General features: G+C 28.8%; 1 protein-coding gene. It reads right to left on the minus strand.

Translation table 11 applies throughout. The annotated features are described in order from the left end of the window. Positions 1-137 precede the first annotated feature (137 nt). A complete protein-coding gene (locus K5G00_RS29445; RefSeq protein ID WP_238770219.1) occupies positions 138-1028 on the minus strand; it encodes a DUF4238 domain-containing protein in 891 nt (296 codons plus the stop codon). Between the last annotated feature and the right edge of the window lie 32 nt (positions 1029-1060).

Below are 1060 nucleotides of genomic sequence, written 5' to 3' on the forward strand. Positions count from 1 at the left end.
AACGGTTGGTGTAAGTTGCGGAGCGGATTTCGGTGAGCGTCAGCGTCCGGTAGGACGTGACGTTCATGCGAGAATCCGCGGCTCGAAAACCACCGACCCCGCTCTGAAATTTACACTTTGTTATGCACCGATTTTTATCATTTAATTGTCTCTATTATTTCATTTTTTGAACCAATAATAAATTTGTCACAATTTAACAATTGTCTCTTATTCATTTTTTTAACCTGGTCATCGCTCATAACCATTCTTATAATTCTATTATTTTTTAATAAATCTTCATTTGGAAAAATTGATAATAAATATTTGTTGCTAATAGGAAGATAATAAGCATTGTCTATGTCAAAAGGTATAGTTTGAACTTTATTTATATTACTTGCGAAAACCGGATTGTCTGAAGTTATAAACTCATTTTTGCCTTCTATTTTAAACACATTTAGATTGTCTTTTTGTTTTATTTCGATTAATCTAAGAGCTGTCTTAAGTTGAGTTAAAACAAATGGAATTCGAGTCTCGTTTTTCTTAGTTTGTTTTAATTCTTCAATACTTTTTCCTTTAATACTAATTTTATTTCCATTAGGGTCAGTGTAGTAATCTACATTGAATTGCTTACAAATTTGATAAACCTTACTTAAACTCTTGTCATTGAAATTATTTATTTCATTTAACCATTTTTTTGTTCTGTAAAACATTGTTATAATGGCTGAAATGATAGATTTTTTATTTTCGGGTGATACTTCAAAAATATTGTCATTTGTCAAAATTTCATATAAACTGGGATATTCAACCTCGAAAATGTTAGAATAAATGTTTTCTAATAATTGTCTTGATTCGTAGTCTCCTGTCAATGTATACAAATGATTCTCAGCACATATATTTGTTATGTTGCTTTCAAATAAGTTGTCAATTGATTTATTCTTTGGAAAAACATTTACATAAAAATCATCATTTTTTTTAAATCCAAAATTCTTTAGATAAGTCCTTGGAACAAAATGTTGTTTTTTAGTTTCTGTTTCTTTTTTCTTATTCATTCTCGAAGGTTTTCAAATTGGTGCATAACGGT

The organism is Maribellus maritimus (assembly GCF_022267315.1).
GTDB lineage: Bacteria > Bacteroidota > Bacteroidia > Bacteroidales > Prolixibacteraceae > Draconibacterium > Draconibacterium maritimum.